A 15150-nucleotide genomic window follows, 5' to 3' on the forward strand; every position below is an offset into this window, starting at 1 on the left:
GGGGATGTGGCGGAGCAGCTCCGGAATGATGTTTCTTCGCTCGCATCTTCGGGACGGGGGTCGTGTGCCCGCATCAGTGCAGCCGTACTTTTTTCTCAGTTATGCGCATACACCGAGGTTCGGGGCGGGAGGACCGGACCCGGACATGTGGGTGGAGCGGCTTTTCCGCGATCTCTGCAGCCATGTCATGGCGCTGACGAATCTGCCCGCGGGAGCCGAGGCCGGCTTCATGGACCGGGAGATACGCAGCGGTGAGGGCTGGTCGGAACGGCTCGGGGCGGCGCTCGCCACCTGCCGGGTCTTCGTCCCCCTTTTCTCGCCGCGCTACTTCGCCAGCGAAATGTGCGGCAGGGAGTGGTTCGCCTTCGCGCAGCGCACCATCCACCACGTGGCGCTCAGCAACCGGCCGGCCGAGGCCATCGTGCCCGCGTTATGGGTGCCGGTGCCGCCCTCCCAACTGCCGCTTCCCGCAGAGCGCTTGCAGTTCAACCACAACACCTTCGGCGAGCGGTACGTCACCGACGGGCTCTACGGACTGATCAAACTGCGGGGTTACGCCGAGCAGTACGAGAGCGCGGTGTACGAACTCGCCAAACGGATCGTCCGGGTCGCCGAGACCGTCCGGCTCGATCCGATCCGGCCCCTCGACTACCGGCTGGTGCCCAGCGCCTTCGGCTCCGCGAGCGGCGCCCCCAGCAGCACCGCCCGCACCCTGCACGTCACCGTGGCCGCCTCCTCCCGGCACGATCTGCCCGAGGGCCGCAGCCCCGAGTACTACGGGGACAGCGCGCTGGACTGGAACCCGTACCACCCGGTCTCCCAGCGGCCCATCGCCTACGTGGCCGAGGACCTGGTCCGCAACCTGAACTACCAGACGACGGTGGGGTCGTTCGACGACGAGGCCGGCCACTTCGACTCCAAACAGCCGCCGACCCGGCCCGAGATCCTCATCGTGGACCGCTGGGCAGTGGAGGACGAGCAGCGCCGCCAGCGCCTGGCCGCCTTCGACCAGGAGTCCCGGCCGTGGATCAACGTGGTCGTGCCGTGGAACCGGTACGACCACCAGAGCCGCGCGAAGGAGAGCGAGTTGGCCCACCGGCTCGAGGACACCATGCCCGTCAAGATGAGCCAGGGCCGGGCCGCCTGCCGGGCCGCCGCCAACGGGGTGGCCAACATGGAGACGCTCGGGCAGATCCTGCCGCAGGTGGTGGAGGCCGCCGCCCAGCAGTTCCTCAGACACGCCCAGGTCTATCCGCCGGCCGGCAGCCCCGCGGCCGGCACCGAACGGCCCCGGCTGCTCGGTCCGATGGGGATGAACGGGCCTCCTGCCCCACCGCCCGCCCCCTTCCCGCCCACCCTGGGCGATACGGGCGACGGGCACGGCGGGCCCGGCGGCGGGCTCGGCGGCGGGCTCAGCCGGTCCGGCAGGCCGGATGACAACAACGACAACGACCGGGGGGACGCGGATGACATCGAGTCGTGACAGCCAGAGCCATGACAGCCGGCACAGCGGCGGTGACGAGCACCGCGAGGGACGCATCGTCACCTTCTACTCGTACAAGGGCGGCACGGGCCGCACGATGGCGCTGGCCAACACCGCCTGGATCCTCGCCGCCAACGGCAAGCGGGTCCTCGCCGTGGACTGGGACCTGGAGGCTCCCGGCCTGCACCGCTTCTTCCACCCGTTCCTGGACCCCTCCACCCTCGGCGCCACCACCGGTGTCATCGACCTGATCAGCGAGTACGCGTGGGCGGCCACCAGCCCGGTGCAGCGCGCCGACGACTGGCACAAGGACTACGCGCGGATCCAGCCGCACGCCGTCTCGCTCACCCCCGAGACCCTCGGCTGGGAATTCCCCGACGGCGGGACCCTCGACTTCGTCTCGGCGGGCCGGCAGAACCGCGAGTACTCGGCGACCGTCTCGACCTTCGACTGGGACAACTTCTACGACCGGCTCGGCGGCGGGCTCTTCTTCGACGCCTTACGGGCGGACATGAAGCGGAACTACGACTACGTCCTGATCGACAGCCGCACCGGCCTCTCCGACATAGCCGACATCTGCACGGTCCACCTGCCCGACGTCCTGGTCGACTGCTTCACCCTGTCCGACCAGTCCATCGACGGCGCGGCCTCCGTGGCCCGGCAGATCGACGAGCGGTTCAACGACCGCGGCATCAAGATCTACCCGGTCCCGATGCGCATCGACGAGGGCGAGAAGGAGAAGGCCGACGCCGGGCGCGCCCTGGCCCGGATCAAGTTCGACCGCTTCCCCAACGGCCTGATCGGGGACGACCTCACCTCCTACTGGGGAGCGGTGGAGATCCCGTACCGCCCCTACTACGCCTACGAGGAGACCCTGGCCACCTTCGGGGACGAGGCCGGGCTCACCAACTCCCTGCTCTCCGCCTTCGAACGGCTCACCGCCGTCGTCACCGAGGGCGACGTCACCTCGATGCCGGCCATCGGCGAGGAGGTGCGCCTGCGCATCCGGGACGCCTTCACCCGGCGCCGCCCCGCCCTGCCCGCGGACCTCTTCCTCTCCTACGTCGCCGAGAACCGCATGTGGGCCGACTGGATCGAATCGGTGCTCACCCGGGCCGGCTTCCGGGTCGTCCCCCGGGACGTCTCCGCCGAACGGGTCCCGGCCACCGCCGGCGGGGACACCCTGGGCGGTACCGGGATCAGCGTCGACACCGCCGCGCGGACCGTGGTGCTGCTCTCCAGCGCCTACCTCAAGTCCGCCCGCGCGGTGGACGTGTGGGAGCGGGCCGCAGCCGAGGACCCGACCGGGGGCCGGCGCCAGCTGGTGCCGCTGCGGGTGGGCGACGTACGCCTGTCCACCCCGTACATCGACCGCAATCCGGTGGACCTGTTCCGCCTCGACGAGGTGCACGCCACGACCGCGCTGCTGCGCGCGGTGGAGCGGCCGATGGCGCTGCCCGACACGGTCGCCAGCGCCTCCGCGCCCGGCCCCCGCTTCCCGGGGACGGTCCCGAAGATCTGGAACGCGCCGCCCCGCAACCCCGGTTTCACCGGCCGCTCCATCGTGCTGGAGCGGATGCGCGACCAGCTCGGCGGCGGCATATCCGTGGTGCTGCCGCAGCCGCAGACCCTGTTCGGGCTCGGCGGCGTCGGCAAGACCCAGGTGGCGCTGGAGTACGTCCACCGCTTCATGGCCGACTACGACCTGGTCTGGTGGATCTCCGCCGAGCAGACCGACGACGTGGTCGCGGCCCTCGCGGAACTGGCCGTACGCCTCGGCGCGCAGACCGGCGAGGACATGTCGGCCGCCTCCCAGGAGGCGATCGACCTGCTGCGGCGCGGAGTTCCCTCCTCGCGCTGGCTGCTGGTCTTCGACAACGCCGACGACCCCGAAACGCTCAAGCGGTACTTCCCGCCGGGCGGCCCGGGACACGTGCTGGTCACCTCCCGCAACCAGTCCTGGTCCCAGTACGGCGACGCCCTCCCGGTGGACGTGTTCCTGCGCGAGGAGTCCATCGAGCACCTCCAGCGCCGGGCCCCCGGGCTGAGCAAGGACGACGCCGAGCAAGTGGCCGTCGCCGTCGGTGACCTGCCGCTGGCCGTCGAGCAGGCGGGCGCCTGGATCGCGGAGACCGCGACCCCGGTGTCCGCGTACATCGAGCAGCTGGCCCAGCAGGCCGCCCGCGTGCTGGCGCTGAACCAGCCGCCCGGCTACCCGGAGCCGGTGGCCGCCACCTGGAACGTCTCCATAGAGCGGCTGCAGTCCCGCTCCCCCGCGGCCGTGCGGCTGCTCCAGCTGTGCGCCTTCTTCGCGCCCGAGCCGATCTCGGCGAACCTGCTCTACAGCAAGGAGATGATCGACGCCCTCAAGCCGTACGACTCCTCCCTCCAGGAGAAGCTCGTCCTGGGCCGGGTCATCCGGGAGATCGGCCGGTTCGCGCTCGCCAAGGTCGACCAGGTGAGCAACAGCATCCAGGTGCACCGCCTGGTGCAGGCCGTGATCCGGGCGCAGCTCTCCGAGGAGGAGCAGCGCGAGGCCCGGCACGCGGTGCACCGGATCCTGGCGGGTGCCCGGCCGGACGACGACGAGCCGATAGACAACCCGGAGACCTGGCCGCGGTTCAACACCATCTGGCCGCACCTGACTCCGTCGGAGGCCCGGTTCTGCAAGGAGCCGGAGACCCGCCGGCTGCTGATCGACCGCGTGCGGTACCTCTGGAAGCGCGGCGACTTCAAGGCGGCGTACGCGCTGGGCGAGGAGCTGCGCGAGACCTGGCGCGAGACCCTGGGCGGCGACGACCTCCAGTACCTGTACCTGCGCTTCCACCTCTCCAACATCCTGCGCTCGCAGGGCCGGTTCGTGGAGGCGATGGAGCTGGACGAGGGCACGCTGGAGCGCCAGCAGGCGGCGCTGGGCGTCTCGCACCCGCACACGTACATGACCACCAGCGGTCTGGCGATGGACCTGGGGGCGCTGGGCCGGTACGGCGAGGCGATGGAACTGGCCAACGCCGCGCACGAGGGCTTCGGGCAGATCTTCCACGAGGCCCACCCGCGCACCCTGGCCGCCGCGAACAACCTGGCGCTGAACCTGCGCATGATCGGGCAGTACGCGCGGGCCAGGGAGATCGACCAGGAGGTCTTCGACCGGCGCACCGAGGTGCTGGGCACGGACCACCCGTACACCCTGTCCTCGGCGCAGAACCTGGCGCGCGACCTGCGCGAGGTCGGCCGGTACGACGACTCGGTGCAGTTGCTGAGCCGGACGTACGAGATCTACAAGCGGACCCTGGGGCGGGCCTTCCCCGGCACCCTGTCGGCGGCCAAGAACCTGGCCGTCTCGCTGCGCAGGGCGGGCGACGTGGAGGACGCGCTGCGGCTGACGACCGCGACCCGCAACCGGTACCGGGCCAAGTACACCTCGGTCAACCCCGACCTCCTGGCCTGCGAACTCAACCTGGCCGCGGACCTGTTCGCGACCGGGGACCCGGGCGGGGCGCGGGACCTGGCCCAGGAGGTGGTGGACGAGTACGTCAAAGTGCCGGGCGAGCGGCACCCGTACACCCTGGCCGCGGTCAACAACCTCGCGGTGTTCCACTGGGGCACGGGGGCGGCGGAGACGGCCGACTCGATGCTGCGCCAGACCATCCACCACATGCGCGAGGTGCTGGGCGACAACCACCCGCACACCATCTTCGCCAACCTCAACCTGGCCAACGCCCGGGCCGACCTGGGCGATCCGGAGGGCGCCCTGGAGCTGGAGCGGCTCGCGGTGATGCGGCTGCGCGAGGCGCTGGGCGTACACCACCCGGAGACCCTGGCGAGCGCCTCCAACATGGCGGTCAGCCTGGACATGATGGGCCGCAAGGAGGAGGCGAACCGGGTCCGCGCCGAGACGGTGGCCGAGCTGACGCGGCTGCTCGGCGAGGACCACGGGCTGACGCGGTACGCCCGCGACGAGCGCCGGGTCCACCGGGACCTGGAGCCGCTGGCGGTGTGATCCGCGGGGGCGGCTCCCGCCGGGAGCCGCCCCCGCACCTCCCCTCCCGACAGACGCAGAACCAGCAGACTGGGGGGTTCGCTGTGAGTGACAGCATGACCTTTCGCAACGAGGACCTGCCGGCCCTCTTCCACCACACCGACCAGGCGGCGATCTCCCGGCAGCGGGAGTCCACCCAGGCCACCCGCGCCCAGCTGATGCTGCTCGTCGTGGCCGCCGTGATCGCCGCGCTCCCCGCGGGGCCGAGGCTCGGCTCCGCTTACGTGTCCGGGCTCCTCAGCGTGCTCGCCTACGCCGGGGTGCTGGGCGTGGGCGTACGGGCCACCCGGCGCCGGGCCCGCCCGCAGTGGCAGCTCAACCGCAGCGCCGCGGAGTTCATCAAATCGCTGGCCTGGCGGTACGCCGTCCACGGCGCGCCCTTCGGCAGTGAGGTCCCGGGCGTCGAGGAGACGTACCGGACCCGGCTGGAGGCGGGCCTGAACGAGCTGCGGAAGATGGGCTGGGAGGATCCGCGGACCGCCGGGCTGGTGCCGCAGGGCGGGGAGATCACCGGCGCGATGTTCCGGCTGCGGGGTCTGGACTACCAGGTCCGCAGGGAGACGTACGTCCGTGACCGGCTGATCGAGCAGCGCAACTGGTACCAGCGCAAGACGGAGGTGTCCCGGCGGGCGACGGCCCTGTGGTCGTGGTCGATCGTGCTGCTGACCCTGCTGGCGCTGTTGTTCGCCCTCTTCGGGGCCTTCGGTTCGGGTCCGGGGCCGGCGCTGACCGGGCTGCTGAGCGCGGCGGCGACGGCCGGGATCGCCTGGAACGAGGTGCGGCGCCACCACCCGCTGATCGAGGCGCACACCCTGATCGAGCAGGACCTCTCCGCGATGATGGTCGTGATGCAGACGACGATCACCGAGACGCAGTGGCCGACCGCGGTCTACGAGACCGAGCGGTACGTGTCCCCGCAGCACACGGACTGGCTGGCCCGGCACAGTAGTTGAGACCGCGCAGTAGTTGAGACCGCGCAGCAGTTCAGACCACACAGCGGTTGAGCAGCCGGGCGGGCGTGGCCTCAGTCCCGGGTCACGCCCTCCCGCCAGATCACGGTGACGGGCTTCCCGAGCGCGCGGGCGTAGGCGACGATCTCGGCGGTCCCGCCGTGTCCGCGGGCGGGCAGGCCGTCCCAGACGGCGACGAGGCGGTCGCAGGAATCGGCGATGTAGGTGCCGGCCGCGTAGTAGGCCTCGTCGGTGGAGCGGGCGAAGTCCATCCGGACCTCCTGGGCGGCCCGGCGCTTGAGCCCCAGGTACCGGTCCAGCGATCCGGTGTCCCCGAAGCCCTCCTCGTAGTCCCCGCTGGGGATGACCACGGTGAGGTCGGCGCCGTATTCCAGCGCGATGGCGGCGAACAGCTGGTCCGCCCCCTCGGCGAGGCTGGAGAGGGCCTCCAACGGCCCCTCGTGGCCCCCCAGGACGGCCCGCAGGCCCTCCTCCACATGGCCGAGCAGCTCGTCCGGAATCGACCGGTGCCCGGTCACGCCGATTCGCTTCATGCAGAAACCCGCTCCCCCCGTGAACACGAACGCCCTGGACATCCTCCCAGAAGGCGGGAGGACGTCCAGGGGTCCGGAGGGGGCGCACGGGTCCGTGCCGCGGGCCCGGGCAGGGCCTAGTACACGCTCACGCCGTACGCGTTGAGCGCCTCGACGACGGGCTGGAAGAACGTGGTGCCGCCCGAGGAGCAGTTGCCGCTGCCGCCGGAGGTGAGGCCGACCGCGCGGGTGCCCGAGTAGAGCGGGCCGCCGCTGTCGCCGGGCTCGGCGCAGACGTTGGTCCGGATCATCCCGTAGACGACGTCGCCGCCGCCGTAGTTGACGGTGGCGTTGAGCCCGGTCACCGAGCCGCTGTGGGTGCCGGTGGTGGAGCCGCGCCGGGTGACGGACATGCCGGTGGTGGCGTTGACGGCGCTGGTGATGTCCTGGCTGCCGACGGTGCCGGGGTGGGCGAGGGAGGCGTTGTCGTAGCGGATGAGTCCGTAGTCGTTGTTCGGGAAGCTGGAGCCCACCGTCGCGCCGATGACGGTGGTCCGGGCGGAGTTGGTCCACCAGGTGCCCGCGCCGTCGGTGCAGTGGCCGGCGGTGAGGACGTAGTAGGTGCTTCCGCTGCGGACGTTGAAGCCGACCGAACAGCGCCAGCTGGTCGCGTACTTGGCGTCGCCGCCGCTGAGCAGCTTCGTCAGCTTGCCGGGGGTGCGCTCGATGCGCAGGGCGGCCGCGTCCGCTCCGGCCGCGCTGCGGATCTTGGCGATGGAGGCCGCCGAGACGGTGGAGTCGGCGGTGACCACGAGGGTGCCGGTGGCGGGGTCGGTGTGCCAGGCGGTGCCGGCCACGTCGGCGCGCAGGACCGAGGCGCCGGCGGAGGCGAGCCGGTCGGCGCTGAACCCGCCGTCGGCGTGCGCGGCCGTGGGGGCCGCGAGGGCGGCCACGGCGGCCATGCCGGTGGCCACGGCGAAGAGCCTGGAGCGGATGATGCGCTTGATCGTCACTTGTCGTCCTCCCGAGTGGGGGTCGGAGGCCCGGCGGGGTGGGGTGGTGCCGGAGCCCGTGGAGGGCGGCCGGGGGCACGGCGGACGGGATGCCGTTCGACGTGCCCCTGACAAGCCCCGAGAGACGCTGACGGGAGTCTCCTGGTGTCAGATACCGCTAGCAAGGGCGCCTTTCAGCCGCCGCTCCCCCGCCGCGATCTCGAAGGGCAGGGTGTTGCCGGGCGGGGGGAAGGGGCACACGAAGTGGTCCGCGAAGGCACAGGGAGGCAGCTGGACCCGGTTGAGGTCCACGGTGATCGAGCCGTCGGCGGCCGGGATTCCGGGCCTGAGGAAGCGGAAGCGGTAGCTGGAACGGCCGCCGGTGGCATCGCCGACGACCGCCCAGAGACTGCCGTCCTCCTCGTCCACCGCGACCCGCAGCGCGTGCCGGGCCCCCGCGAAGTCGAAGCCCAGCTCACCGCCCAGGCCGAGCCCGCGCGTGCGCCCGTCGACGTTCTCGACCTGGACCGTCCGGTCCTCCCCGTACGGGGAGGACCGCCCGGGCACCGCGTACGCGCCGGGTCGTACGGGGTGGCCTCGATCCCGGTGAAGGCCGCGCGGCCCGGTGCCGCCGGGTCGAACACCCGTGCCACCCATTCCCCTTCGCGCCGGATCACGACGAGCCGCGCCTCCCCGGCGCCGAGCCGGGAGTGCGAGGGCGGGGACCCGTCGGCGGCGAGGACGGCGGCGCCGGCGAGGGGTTCGCCGTCCAGGGTGATCCCGTCCTCGGGCCCGGCGGTCAGGGTCACGCCGCCGGGGGTGGCCCGCCAGTGCCCCGGAACGGCCGGAATTCGACCTTCCGGGTAGTCGGCGAGCCCGGGGGTCCCCCCGGACGGAGTCTGGGGGAGCGTGCCGGTCGGTGCGAGCGGCCCGTAGGGGGCGGACACGGTGGCCACCCGGTGCTCGTGCCACCGCTTCCAGGCCGCGGCCGGATCCTCCGGGTCGTCGGTGGCATCGGTTTCGCCGGTGTCGGATGCGTCAGCGCTCATGCCGATCTACCCTTCCACACCGGCCCGGCCCGAAACCGGAAGGGCCGCAAAGCGCCACGAACGCACGCATCCCCGAACGCACAGGACCTCCCCCCGGCGAGCGGGAGGAGGTCCAGGGATGAAGCGGGGTGCGTGTGCGCGTGCGTTTAGTAGACGCTCACGCCGTAGCGGCTGAGCGCTTCCTTGACGGGCTGGAAGAAGGTGGTGCCGCCCATGGTGCAGTCGCCGCTACCGCCGGAGGTGAGGCCGATGGCGCGGGTGCCCGAGTAGAGCGGACCGCCGCTGTCGCCGCCCTCGGCGCAGACGTTGGTCTTGATCATCCCGGAGACGGAGCCTTCTTCGTAGTTCACGGTCCAGCCCAGGCCGGTCACCTTGCCGCTGTGGGTACCGGTGGTGTAGCCGCGCCGCTTGACGGACATGCCGACGGTGGCGCTGGCCGCGCTGGTGATGTCCTGGCTGCCCACCTTGCCCGGGTGCGAGAGCGACTTGTTGTCGTAGCGGACCAGACCGTAGTCGTTGACCGGGAAGCTGGAGCCCCGCTTCGTGCCGATCCAGGTGGTCCCCGTCGAGTTGGCGTACCAGTTGGTGGTGCCCTCGGTGCAGTGGCCCGCGGTCAGGATGTAGTACGTGGTGCCCTTGCGGACGTTGAAGCCCGCGGAGCAGCGCCAGCCCGAGGTCCAGATGCCGGAGCCACCGGACACCAGCTTCGACAGCTTGCCGTGGGTGCGCTCGATGCGCAGCGCCGAGGCGTTCGCCCCGGCCTCCTTCTTGATCTTCTCTATGCTCGCGGCCGAGACCGTGGAGTCCGCGGTGACCACGAAGGCACCCGTGTTGGGGTCGGTACCCCACGCGGTGCCGACGACGTCGGCCCGCAGGAGCGAGGCCTCCACCGCGGCGAGGGTCTCGGCATTGACGCTGCCGCCGTTCGCGGTCTCGGACGCCGACGCGGGACCCGCGAGGGTGGCCACGGCGGTCAGGCCGACGGCCGCTGCGAAGAGCCTGGAACGGAAGATGCGCTTGATCGTCACTTATTGTCCTCCCGAAGGGAATCGAAGCCCAGGGCAGGTGCGGTGCCCGAGCTTGTGCGGGCAGCAGGAACCACGGCCGATAGATCATCTTTCGCCGTGCCCCTGACAAACCCCGTAAATGCTATCGAAGGTTTTCTGGCACTGGACCCGCGGGGCAAGGGCGACTTTGCGCCACTGTTCGTTCCCGGTCGACAGCCTCGACCGACACACACCCTTGCCGCAGGCCAGATCGTTTCGCCGTCCCCTGCACACCGACTCCTCGAACGGCCGGAAATCGCCCTGCCGGATCGTCGGTACGCAGAGTCGAACCAAGCCCGTGCCAAACCTGTAGCCGAACCGCAGCAGAACCGGAGACAAACCGAAGCAGAAACGGAGCAGAAGCGGAGCCCGAACGTCCTCAGCAGCCGTCACAGGGACAGCAGCAGCAGTCGCCGCATCCGCAGTCACCGTTGCAGTTCGGACCGCAGTCGCAGTTGTTGCACCACGCGTCCCTCTTCTTGCGGGACCACGGACCCTCGTGGTCCGTGCAGCACAGCTGGCAGGTGCAGAACAGCCCCAGGGCCACCGCGCAGCCCGGCAGCAGGTCGCGGCGCGGCTTGCGCGGGGGCGCCGGCGGCGGGCCGAAGCCCACGGGGGGCGGGCCGAAAGAGCCCTCGGGGACCTGGAAGGAGCCCCCGGGCGCCGGGTCCGCCGCCGTGGGGGACGTGTGGGAGCAGCCCGCGGTCCCGAAGGCCCGGTCCACCGAGGTGCGCAGCTCGTGCACGAGCAGCCGGTGGGCCAGCCCCGCGTCGGCGAACTCCACCTCCCCGAGCGCCAGCCGGATGCCCCGCAGGGCGTCGTCGCACAGCCTGCGGGCCTCGGCGCGGGGGGTCCCGGTGGCGGTCAGCGGGTTCCACGCGCCCGCCGCCGCGTCCGCCGCCTGGTCCTCGACGGCGTCGAGCAGGTGCGCGAGCCGCCCGAAATAGCGTCCGGCCTCGGCGAGGGCGGGGGCGTTGCCTGGCCGCCCGGCGAGGGTCGCGGTATGGGCGAAGGCGGCGGCCGTGGCGGTCTCGGTCGGCTCGGTCACCACGAGCACCGGCGTGCCCGCTCCGGCCAGGGTCTCGATGCCCGTCTGCCGGTCCACGGCGTCGACGAGCACGGCCGTGTCGAAGCCGAGCGAGGCTCCGGTACGGGCCCCCGCCCGGTCCCAGCCCCGGGCCACGCGGCGTGCCGCGAGGGCGATCGGGGCGCGGGCCAACAGGCCGTCCCGGTCGGCCACGTGGTCGCGCACCTTCGCGGAGGCCAGGACGAGCGAGACGGCGGCGGCGAGCCGCGCACCCTCGCCGTTGGCCACCGCGGCGGTGCGCATCCCGCGCAGTGGACAGGGCCCGGCGGTGCGCCGGGAGCCCGGGGCGGGTCCGGACTGAGCCTCCGTCAGAACAGAGACGAGCAGCCCGTCGTAGTTGGTCACGATCCTCGCGAACTGGCCGTGGTCACCCCGAAGTGCCAGGCACAGCCCGCAGAGATGGGCCATCCACTCCGTCTTGAGCCGTTCCCCGAGGCGGTGCGTGCATGGTCTGACGATGCCGAACAAAACGATTCCCCCGTGTGCTTGCGCGTGCTCGACGGGCATCGTAGCGAGACCGCGCGTCACCCGTACGTCCCCATCGCTCACCCGTACGGCCGCACTGGTCGTATTTTCACTCAGTCAGCAGCGGTACCCGCCGGGATCCTTGACCGTGCAACGGATGTTCTGCACCAGTACCGTCACGAAACCCCTGCGCGGCGACTATCCACTTGGCGCGTTGTCAGCATCATGGACGACGATAGGGACGCGGAAGAGAAGACAGAACTGACCGCGATGAAAGGAGGCGTCCATGGGTTCGGTGCGCAAGGCGAGTGCCTGGCTGGGTCTCGTAGAGGACAGCGACGACGAGCGTTACTACGACGACGACTACGCGGAGGCCCCGCAGGGGGGTTCGGTGGTCGGCCCCGGCGAGCAGTGGGTCACGGACCCGCGCGTCAAGGTGGCGTCGGAGTCCGCCGTCGATCAGGGCCGCCGCATCGCGACGGTCACCCCGGACGGTTTCCGCGACGCCCGCGGCATCGGCGAGCTGTTCCGCGACGGTGTCCCGGTCATCGTGAACCTCTCCTCGATGGACCCGGGCGACGCGAAGCGCGTGGTCGACTTCGCGGCCGGTCTGACCTTCGGCCTGCGCGGTTCGATCGAGCGGGTGGCGACCAGGGTCTTCCTGCTGACCCCGGCCGACACCCAGATCGTGAGCGGCGAGCCCGGCGGCCGCTCGCGCGACTTCTTCAACCAGAGCTGAGCCCGGGGGCACCTCCCAGCGTTAGCTGGGGGACCTCACCGGCCGCCCCCGGTTCCTTCCGGCCCTCCCGGCATCCAGTGGCCGTACTCCGGCCTAGCGGAAGGCGTCGAGCCCGGTGAGCGCCTTGCCCAGCACGAGCTGGTGCATCTCGACGGTGCCCTCGTAGGTGAGGACCGATTCGAGGTTGGTGGCGTGCCGCATGACGGGGTATTCGAGGGAGATCCCGTTGGCACCGAGGATCGTCCGCGCGGTGCGACAGATCTCGATGGCCTCGCGGACGTTGTTGAGCTTGCCGAAGCTGATCTGCTCCGGCCTCAGGGTTCCCGCGTCCATCCGCCGGCCCAGGTGGTGGGCGAGCAGGATCCCCTTGTGGAGTTCCAGCGCCATGTCCGCGAGCTTGGCCTGCGTGAGCTGGAAGCCTCCGATGGGCCTGCCGAACTGCTCGCGCGTCTTCGCGTAGTCCAGCGCCGACTCGAAGCTGGCGCGCGCCGCGCCCATGGATCCCCAGACGATCCCGTACCGCGCGTGGCTGAGACAGCCGAGCGGCCCCTTGAGTCCGGTGACGCCCGGAAGCACCGCGTCGGCGGGCAGCCGTACGTCGTCCAGGATCAGCTCGCTGGTCACCGAGGCGCGCAGGGACCACTTGTGCTTGATCTCCGGGGCGGAGAAGCCGGCGCTGTCCGTGGGGACGGCGAACCCGCGGATCCCCTCCTCGGTCTGCGCCCAAACGACGGCGACGGCGGCCACCGAGCCGTTGGTGATCCACATCTTGCGGCCGTTCAGCACCCAGTCCGAGCCGTCCCGCTTGGCGTGGGTGCGCATCGCACCGGGATCCGAACCGACGTCCGGCTCGGTCAGCCCGAAGCAGCCGATGAGCTCTCCGGCGGCCATGCCGGGCAGCCACCGCTGCTTCTGGTCCTCGGAGCCGTACTTCCAGATCGCGTACATCGCGAGGGAGCCCTGTACGGAGACCAGGGAGCGGATCCCGGAGTCGGCGGCCTCCAGCTCCAGGCAGGCGAGCCCGTACTGGACGGCGCTCGCGCCCGCGCAGCCGTATCCCTCGAGCGACATGCCGAGCGCCCCGAGGGCGCCGAGCTCCTTGGCGATCTCCCGGATCCCGGGCAGCTCGCCGTTCTCGTACCACTCGGCGATGTGCGGCAGGACCCGGTCGGCGGCCCAGCCGCGGACCGTGTCACGGATCGCGAGGTCCTCGGGCGTGAGGAGTTCGTCGAGCCCGAGCGGGTCGGTGGGAACGAAGGACACTGCGCCTCCTGGCAGACCGGGATCACAAAACCTAGCGCCGCAAGTTTGTCGCCCCGCCGGTCCGCGGTCCACCCGCTTCGGATGTGACCCCCGTCCTGTGGCCCTGGCCTGTGGCCCTGTTTTGTGGCCCTGTCTTGTGGCCCTGCTCTGCGACCCTGCCCCGTGGCCCGGTCCTGCTGCCCCCGGCCCTGCGGGCAGACTGCGGACATGCTTGATACTTCCGCGCGACTGCTGCGCCTGTTGTCCCTGTTGCAGGCCCACCGGGAATGGACCGGGGCCGACCTGGCCGGCCGGCTCGGCGTGACGCCGCGGACCGTGCGCCGGGACGTGGACCGGCTGCGGGAGCTCGGTTACCCCGTGAACGCCAGTCCGGGCACCGGCGGCGGGTACCAGTTGGGGGCCGGGGCCGAGCTGCCGCCGCTGCTGCTCGACGACGACGAGGCCGTCGCCGTGGCCGTGGGGCTGCGGACGGCCGCCGGGAACGGCGTGGAGGGCATCGGCGAGGCCTCCGTACGGGCGCTGGCGAAGCTGGAGCAGGTGCTGCCGTCGCGGCTGCGGGCCCGGGTGTCCGCGCTGAACGAGTTCACCGTGCCCATGTTCCGCAGGGCGGGCGCGTCCGCGGTCGACTCCTCCGTGCTCACCGAGCTCGCCGGAGTCTGCCGCGACGCGGAGCGGCTGCGCTTCGGATACCGGGACCACGGGGGCACCGTCACCCGCAGGACCGTCGAACCGCACCGGCTGGTGTGCAGCGAGCGCCGCTGGTACCTCGTCGCCTGGGACCTGGAGCGGGAGGACTGGCGGACCTTCCGGGTGGACCGCATCGAGCCCAGGCCCCCGCACGGACCGCGCTTCACCCCGCGCCCGCCGCCCGCCGAGGACCTCGCCGCGTACGTCTCCCGGGGCATCTCCCAGCGGGTGTACGCGACCCGCGCGGTCATCCGGCTGCGGGTGTCCGAGCAGGAGGCGGCGCGGATCGTCGGACCGGCCGACGGGACCCTGGAGCCGCTCGACGAGCAGAGCTGCATCCTGCGCACCGGGGCGGTCAACCTCGATGTCCTCGTCATTCACATCATGCTGATCGGGTGTGAGTTCGAGGTCGTCGAACCGGCCGAACTGACGGACCGGATCCGAGCCGCTCGAGATCGGCTCGGCAGGTCTCTGGAACCGCGCGAAGCGGCCGGAGAAGTGAAGGATTTGTAAGGAAGCGGAGGGGGCCGGGGCCCGATCCGACCACAATTCCGGGGAGTTCCGGGGGAATTCGAAACAGAATTCACCCCGGGCGTGTCGCGGGACGGGAAATAAAAGGTCCAGACAAACTCCCCAGTGGGAGACTGTCGACAATCCGTGACACAAGCGTGACCCGGTATGGAGGAACGTCCGGGCGCATCGCTGACGTTCCGGGCCTTTCGCGGCCACCCCCGCCCCGAACGCGCCACGGCGGGCCCCGGTCGTCGACCGGGGCCCGCCGTGGAGGTGCGAGCGGAAGGGGTGCGTACCGTCCGGC

The 15150-nt window shown here is 71.4% G+C and carries 10 protein-coding genes and 1 pseudogene; 5 read left to right on the forward strand and 6 right to left on the reverse strand.

The window, feature by feature from the left end; translation table 11 throughout:
- The first annotated feature begins 28 nt into the window (after window positions 1–28).
- From ACODT5_RS25820 to ACODT5_RS25830, 3 genes are all read left to right on the forward strand, one after another.
- On the forward strand, window positions 29–1483 hold the full coding sequence (locus ACODT5_RS25820) for a TIR-like protein FxsC (protein WP_422525034.1): 1455 nt from the start codon (window positions 29–31) through the stop codon (window positions 1481–1483).
- On the forward strand, window positions 1467–5483 hold the full coding sequence (fxsT, locus tag ACODT5_RS25825) for an FxSxx-COOH system tetratricopeptide repeat protein (RefSeq protein ID WP_422521623.1): 4017 nt from the start codon (window positions 1467–1469) through the stop codon (window positions 5481–5483). Before ACODT5_RS25820 ends, fxsT begins: the two co-directional genes overlap by 17 nt.
- A gap of 95 nt (window positions 5484–5578) precedes the next feature.
- Entirely contained in the window at window positions 5579–6475 is an 897-nt protein-coding gene (locus tag ACODT5_RS25830; RefSeq protein WP_422521624.1) for a DUF4231 domain-containing protein, read from the forward strand.
- A 71-nt stretch (window positions 6476–6546) separates the two neighbouring features.
- Here the strand turns inward: ACODT5_RS25830 and ACODT5_RS25835 are convergent, their stop codons facing one another.
- The 5 genes and pseudogenes from ACODT5_RS25835 to ACODT5_RS25855 form a co-directional block, all read right to left on the reverse strand.
- Window positions 6547–7026 (reverse strand): hypothetical protein, encoded by a 480-nt coding sequence (locus ACODT5_RS25835; RefSeq protein ID WP_422521625.1) that lies wholly within the window; start codon window positions 7024–7026, stop codon window positions 6547–6549.
- Window positions 7027–7142: 116 nt separating this feature from the next.
- Complete coding sequence (locus tag ACODT5_RS25840; RefSeq protein ID WP_422525035.1) at window positions 7143–7967, reverse strand: S1 family peptidase; 825 nt, start codon at window positions 7965–7967, stop codon at window positions 7143–7145.
- 198 nt (window positions 7968–8165) lie between these two features.
- A pseudogene (locus ACODT5_RS25845) lies at window positions 8166–9046 on the reverse strand (DUF1684 domain-containing protein).
- Window positions 9047–9192: 146 nt separating this feature from the next.
- The gene (locus tag ACODT5_RS25850; RefSeq protein WP_422521626.1) at window positions 9193–10074 is read right to left on the reverse strand and encodes a S1 family peptidase; all 882 of its coding nucleotides are present in this window, start codon (window positions 10072–10074) and stop codon (window positions 9193–9195) included.
- A 397-nt stretch (window positions 10075–10471) separates the two neighbouring features.
- Window positions 10472–11647, reverse strand: a complete 1176-nt coding sequence (locus ACODT5_RS25855) for a DUF5685 family protein (RefSeq protein WP_422521627.1) — start codon at window positions 11645–11647, stop codon at window positions 10472–10474.
- Between the two features lie 283 nt (window positions 11648–11930).
- On the opposite strand from ACODT5_RS25855, the gene ACODT5_RS25860 reads away from it, so the two are divergent.
- A complete protein-coding gene (locus ACODT5_RS25860) occupies window positions 11931–12383 on the forward strand; it encodes a cell division protein SepF (RefSeq protein ID WP_243340959.1) in 453 nt (150 codons plus the stop codon).
- Between the two features lie 93 nt (window positions 12384–12476).
- Here the strand turns inward: ACODT5_RS25860 and ACODT5_RS25865 are convergent, their stop codons facing one another.
- Window positions 12477–13646, reverse strand: a complete 1170-nt coding sequence (locus ACODT5_RS25865; RefSeq protein WP_422521628.1) for an acyl-CoA dehydrogenase family protein — start codon at window positions 13644–13646, stop codon at window positions 12477–12479.
- Window positions 13647–13853: 207 nt separating this feature from the next.
- On the opposite strand from ACODT5_RS25865, the gene ACODT5_RS25870 reads away from it, so the two are divergent.
- Window positions 13854–14846: a helix-turn-helix transcriptional regulator gene (locus tag ACODT5_RS25870; RefSeq protein WP_422521629.1), complete on the forward strand. Its 993-nt coding sequence runs from the start codon at window positions 13854–13856 to the stop codon at window positions 14844–14846.
- The last annotated feature ends 304 nt before the right edge of the window (window positions 14847–15150 follow it).

The sequence above is a fragment of the Streptomyces tatrensis genome (assembly GCF_049310065.1).
Lineage (GTDB): Bacteria > Actinomycetota > Actinomycetes > Streptomycetales > Streptomycetaceae > Streptomyces.

Bases quoted from the DNA above. Each gene is read 5' to 3' on its own strand.
- ACODT5_RS25820 (WP_422525034.1), top strand. From the start codon at position 29: ATGTTTCTTCGCTCGCATCTTCGGGACGGGGGTCGTGTGCCCGCATCA.
- fxsT (WP_422521623.1), top strand. From the start codon at position 1,467: ATGACATCGAGTCGTGACAGCCAGAGCCATGACAGCCGGCACAGCGGC.
- ACODT5_RS25830 (WP_422521624.1), top strand. From the start codon at position 5,579: ATGACCTTTCGCAACGAGGACCTGCCGGCCCTCTTCCACCACACCGAC.
- ACODT5_RS25835 (WP_422521625.1), bottom strand. From the start codon at position 7,026: ATGAAGCGAATCGGCGTGACCGGGCACCGGTCGATTCCGGACGAGCTG.
- ACODT5_RS25840 (WP_422525035.1), bottom strand. From the start codon at position 7,967: ATGGCCGCCGTGGCCGCCCTCGCGGCCCCCACGGCCGCGCACGCCGAC.
- ACODT5_RS25860 (WP_243340959.1), top strand. From the start codon at position 11,931: ATGGGTTCGGTGCGCAAGGCGAGTGCCTGGCTGGGTCTCGTAGAGGAC.
- ACODT5_RS25870 (WP_422521629.1), top strand. From the start codon at position 13,854: ATGCTTGATACTTCCGCGCGACTGCTGCGCCTGTTGTCCCTGTTGCAG.